This window comes from Rhodoflexus caldus, from assembly GCF_021206925.1.
GTDB lineage: Bacteria > Bacteroidota > Bacteroidia > Cytophagales > Thermoflexibacteraceae > Rhodoflexus > Rhodoflexus caldus.
This window is the reverse complement of the sequence record NZ_JAJPRF010000022.1, coordinates 43,292-49,291: the sequence shown is the minus strand read 5'-3', so window position 1 is coordinate 49,291 and position 6,000 is coordinate 43,292. Positions and strand designations below refer to the sequence as shown.

Below are 6,000 nucleotides of genomic sequence, written 5' to 3'. Positions count from 1 at the left end.
TTGGTATTGGGCTCACCGAAGAAGGTGAAGCATACCGTACCTGCACCTGTGATGCGATAGCCGACCAATTGTCCGCGCTCAAACACGGGGACTATCGGCCCTGAAACCGTCCGCTGTGCCGCCTGACCGTTTTGCAACTGCATCTGCGCATTGATGAGCTCACCTTGCGGGTTAAACACTCTGTCCTGCAAAACAGGCAGCGTGCTCAGGTTTAAGCCTGATGGAGGAGGAGGTACAGGTGTAAAGATACGCAGCGTACCATCGACAAATGCAAAATCGTAGTTGGCAGACGCAAGTGAACCAATACTAATCGTAATCGGATAAACACCCGCAGGGCTGTTGCTTGTAGCTGTTGTGGAAATAGCCGGCGAACCTGTAATGCCCGATGTTGCTAAGGTTTGGCCAAACTGTAAGCCTGTTACCGTAAAAGTAAGCGTTGGTATTGGCTGACGGAAGAAAATACTTCTGTCATTGGCACGGAACGTTGCAAGAGCTTTATTAACCGTACCGTTCAGGTTAATCACAAACGAAGGCTCATTTAGTGCATTACTGTTCACAGTCAGTATGCCGTTGGCAGCACCTGCTGCATTGGCTAACATACGTACTGTGATATTAGTAGAAGCGCCCGGAGCAAGGTTAATAGGCAGGGTTGCACCAACCAAAGAGAATGGCCCTGTAATAGGCAGCGAAACAATGTTCAGCGTACTGTTGCAGGTATTGCTCAGTGTCAGCGTTACGTCCACAGGCGACCCGTAGGTAGTCGTGCCAAAATTAACCGTACTGCCCGATGCCAGTGCAGTTGCTCCTTGTGTTACGCCAATGCGTGCAGGTGTAGTAACAGTAATTGTATTATTGCTTACTGTATTGCCTGTGGCGCAGTTATTGGCATCAGATACTGACACCAGCGAGTAATTGCCTGCCGTTCCAACGTTGATTACATAAGGTGATGACATGATGTTATTCACCGTTGTGTTGGTTGTACCGTTGGTATAAGTCAGCGACCATGGCGCACGACCTGTCAGGGCTACGCTCAAATTAGTTGTCTGACCGTCGCACAGTTCAATAGCAGAAGCGGATGCAGACAGTGTAGCTGTTGCAGGGCCGGGGATTGCATGAACTGCTGTGCGAGGTGTGGTAGCACAACCAATAGCAGATACCTGAATGTCATGCATGTAATAGTAGAATCCCGTTGATGGTGCTTGATTAGTACCTGTAAAAGAAATGACACCCGGAATAGTATAAGGATAAGCTAAACCTATACCGGTATTATTACGGTATCCTTGCATCGTAGTACCTTGGAACTGCACCAGTAAGGCATAGTTATTACCTGCCTCAGGCACAACCAGCGGTGCGGCGGCCATAGAAAGGTTAAAGTTGCCTGCAGGGGTTCCGCCCGGAATTGCCCATGAACGAGAAGATATGACACTGCCAAAATCTTTATCCAACAAGAATAAGATTACGGTACCGGCAGTAGCACCTGTATTCTGCAATCGGATAGAGAACTGATTAATCTGAAGCGGTTGCTCGGCATTAAAATACATAAAGCCGCTTCCAAAATTTGTAAAGCTACCGTTTACACCCAACGGTGGAGAAGGCACTGTACCTGTAAATTCATTTACGGCCGCATAATAAGTGGTAGGTGATGCAATAGCTGTTGTAGTAATGCTATTGCCTGTTCCTAACCACGTACCGCCTGTAGGTGCTGTGTACCAGTGAATATTGCCGCTTGTAGTGCTTCCTGACAGTTGTACAGGGCTGCCTGCGCAGGCAATTGCATTCAAGTCAGAAAGTACAGGAGTTGCTGCCGTGATAGTAATTGGAGGCGAAGTCATTGAACAGGTCGAACCCGCCGTAATAGGAGTAATGGTTACGGTATATTCACCGGTTTGCGTAGCAGTATATTCCCAACCGTTGGCACCCGTTCCTGTACCGGTAGCTACCACTGCGCCATTTCTGCGCCATTCGTAATTGAAATTGGTATTATTATTAAGACCAACAGGTGCAGAAGCACGCAGTATTAAGTTTGGTGTTGCGCCTGTACACAGTTGTGTGCTGCCGTTTTGCGGAATAATGCGCACCTGTGTAGGCCAAGGCACTACCGTAACCGTAACAGGCGATGAAGTTGCCTGACAGCCGTCAGGGCGGGTAACAATCACGCGATATTCAAATACCTCGTTTGCTGTAACCTCTGTTGTTGCCACTCTGCCTGCATTGAAAGATGCACTTGTTGCACCTGCAATATTGGCGAATGCCGCTGCACCGGTTCTGCGCTGCCACTGATAAGTGAAACCTGTACCGGTGTTAGCATTCAATGTAACAGTGCTGCCATCACATACTACGGTGCTGCCTGCGGGTGTAATAGTTGCCACAGGAGCAGGGCTGATATTGATAGTTACAGGCACACGGCTGCCGGCAGAGCAACCAGCACCGGCAAGCGTCATGTCATATAGCCAATAATAGAATCCGGCACCTGCACTTGTTCCTGTGATTTGAGCAACAGAAGGCGCAGGTCCCAAATTCATAGGATATAATGTTCCCGGCACAGAACCGTTGTTTCTGAACAAACCGAAAGTCCCTTCATATTCAATAGCAATAGAATATTCACCCGCAGCAGGGAAGAGAATATCTACAGGGAAAATATCACCTGCGGCAGAAGTTACACGTGCCTGTACTACTGAGGTGCTCATAATCTGCCCATCGCTTGTGCGGATGACACGGAAAATAATGGTGCCTACAGGTGTGCCCGGCGTACCGGTAGGTGTAGTCCCACTGGCAACTTCGCTAATATACAGCCTTGCACTTGCAATACGGAAAGGTGTTGTAACATTGAATATAGGTCTTGCCGTAGCTTGTGCATAACTACCTGTTGCTGTAGCACCCAGCGTTGTATTGGCAGGGCCTACTCCCGTAGCACTAAATTCATTCAGTGCTGCGTAAACGGTATTAGACACCGGAAGGGCATCTGCCACTGCTTTGGTAATTGTTGTATTATTACCTGAAGCAATGCGTGTACCTCCTGTTGCCTGATTGTACCAATGAACCACATCTGTACTGCCGCTTACAGTGGCAATTAAAGATATCAGGTCGGTCGGATTCACAGCACCGCAGCTTGCCGAAGAGGATGCCAGAATAGATGGCGTAACAGCCGTAGTAACGTTTAATGAGCGGCTGTTATTAGCATTATTTGCATCGCCAGACAGTGTAGTCTGCGCTACAATTGTATAAAGTGTGTTAGGAGTTGCTGCAAATGTACCAACAGTAAAGGTTGCAACGCCTCCACCTGCAATGGTTCCTGTGAAGGTAGCTGTAACAGGAGCACCACCGTTTACAGTAAACTGCACCGGAATGTTGCTAACAGCACCTGTACCAAAATTACGGATACGCACGGTAACAGGAATATTACCGGCACAAGGAGAACCGGACGGAGATACAAAACTCTCTACACCCACATCGCTGCTTGGACGGGTAAAGCGTACCAGATAGTCTTCTGTTTCACCTTTCAGATAAGCACCTGTAGGCTGGATATCGTTTACATTGCTGGTTTCCACGCAAACCACACGTAACGTTGCCACGCCATCTATCGCTACATTACTCGGAACAACCACAGAAGATGTATTCAGTGTAGCTCCGCCTATTCCGTTCACCGGAGCAGTTGATTGAGCAATCAGTTCGCCTGCATCGTCAAAATCGCCGTCGCCGTTCCAGTCAAGATACATACGAACATGCTTGTTTGCGTTAGCGCCACAAGTACCCAGCGTTACGCTGAAGTTCACGGTTTGTCCTACAAACAAAGATGGCGCTGTTACAGACTGTCTGAAATCTGTATAACCCGTACATGCACCGGGTGCGTTGCTGGTATTATTGATGGTAGCAAAAGTAACGTTCTCAATGCGTGAGTCGGCAGTATTGGTAGCCTGTGAGCCGGCAATCGGAGTACCGCCGATACCGCTTCCCAACAGAGCATATTCCTGAGAACCACCCACTAATGAACCTTTGTGGGTAATAGAAACCGTATAGCTGCGACCGGGTACGGGGGTGAAAACAACTACCTGCTCTACGTTATCGCGGTTGTTGTCTGCATTTTGCTGTGCCACTTGTGTCGCCACAGTAGAACGCGATGCCGCGGTCGGAGGGTTAGTTGTCTGATAGGGCATTGTCCAAGGGAAAAACACCTGCCCGGTTACATTATCTGTAATACGCAAGTCCAAATCATTACGCAAACGGGCAGTAAAGTCGTTCAGGGTTGGCGAGTCAGAGCCGGTAGCTGCCGGGTCGTTCCAGCAGATGGTAAAGCGGAGCGGCTCGTTACCCGAAGCGACTACATTGGTAGTAAATGTACCGCCGTTGTTCAGGATGTTTTGCTGCAATATGTGTTGCGTACCGCTTGCGGCCACGTGAGACATCATTTGCGCAGCACGTGCGGCATTCATCAAGCCCCAACCATAGATGTAATCAGGCCCCGGAGCAAGACCGGCTTCATCTGCTGTATGAATAATCAAACCGCGCAGCGTAGCCGAACGGAAAGAAACACCGGAAAACAAATTGCGCCAGTGCTGTTGCAAAAGCGCTGCAGAACCGGCAACATTGGGGCCGGACATTGATGTTCCCGTATAGCTGTCATAAGAGGTCGCTGTATTACCAATAGGTGAGTAAAGAAGCACCCCTGCACCTGTAATATCCGGCTTGATACGACCGTCATCGGTAGGGCCGCGTGAACTGGATGATGCAATAACCACACTGGAAGGGCCGCCGTAAAAGTTTACAATAGAAGCATTGGCTACTACCAGTACGTTTTTAGAGTTGGAAGAAGTCGTTAAAACGTTGTAGCCCGTACCAAAAGCAGGGTTAGTACCATCAGAACCGTTATTGCCGGCTGATTTTACCATCAGATAGTTAGGCGCTGCATTGGCAATCTCATCCCAACGCTGAGCAGTTACGCTGTATGCACCGCGAAATGCCTCTGTAACACCTGTACCAACAGCATTTACACCGTAAGAGTGTTGCGAAATTACCAGACCGCTTGCCGCAGCGGCAGCCATTTCGGCAGCATCGTTGGTTACGTCGTAGGAAAGAATTTGTGCGGCACGTGCCATCCCTCTGGCATCAGGAACTACGCCTAAGGCCGCCAGCGTACCGGCTACGTGTGTAGCATGGTTTGAACCACGGCCTCCGGGCAATGCTGTGCCGTCCATAATCGTAACACGACCGATTAACTCTTGGTGCGTAGGCAGTACCGCCGCCACAGATGAACCCTCAGGAGTGGTATCAAAGGCTTCCCACACACCAAACTGCGTACCCTCACCGTTCAGGTTTAGACCAAGGCTGCCACCTGTCCACAAGCTGCTGGCACGGGTAGTGTTGGCTGCTCCTACGTTAGAGTTGATTTCATTCACCAACACCGTACCATCGGGCAGGATAGCCTCAACGCCGTACACCTTTCCGTTTTGGTAGTACTTCGCATAGCGCGATTTCGCCCAATCGGGACGCTTAGAAAACTCTTCCAAGCGCTGCTTAACCGCCTCAGAGCGTTGTGTCGCTTCTTTTCTGATTTGCTCCAGACGCACTTTGTCGGTTTTGTCCGGTAGCGGCGCAATTACCTGCGCATGGAGGGGCAAGGATATGCCAAGCAATAGCACACCCAGCCAATGAAGTAATTTTTGCTTCATCGATTAGTAATAAAATTAAAATTGGTAGTGATTGTAAGAGACGAAATAACCCTGCCACCCGGGCAGCAGTCAATTAATTAGAATGGTAAACTGACTCGACGCATGTGAAATTCTAAGGATGTAGGTTGCAAATAGTTTTTAACTTACGGGTAACACACCCTTAATCGCAAACATAATTTAGTTATATGATGGTTGCAAGTATGTAAACAGATGTACCCAAAAAATAACATGTAACTTTTGCAACTTTTTCGCAACAAAATCGTTTAGTACATCCTATGTAGTGCATATGCGTCAGTAAGCATTAAAGCAAGATGTATTGCATTTTTTTCATCAT

Annotated in this window: 1 protein-coding gene; it reads right to left on the bottom strand. The window is 48.6% G+C overall.

Annotated elements, in window-relative coordinates:
* A partial coding sequence (locus tag NDK19_RS16095; protein ID WP_250632934.1) for a S8 family serine peptidase occupies nt 1-5,666 on the bottom strand: 5,666 nt, incomplete at its 3' end.
* Nucleotides 5,667-6,000: the final 334 nt, after the last annotated feature.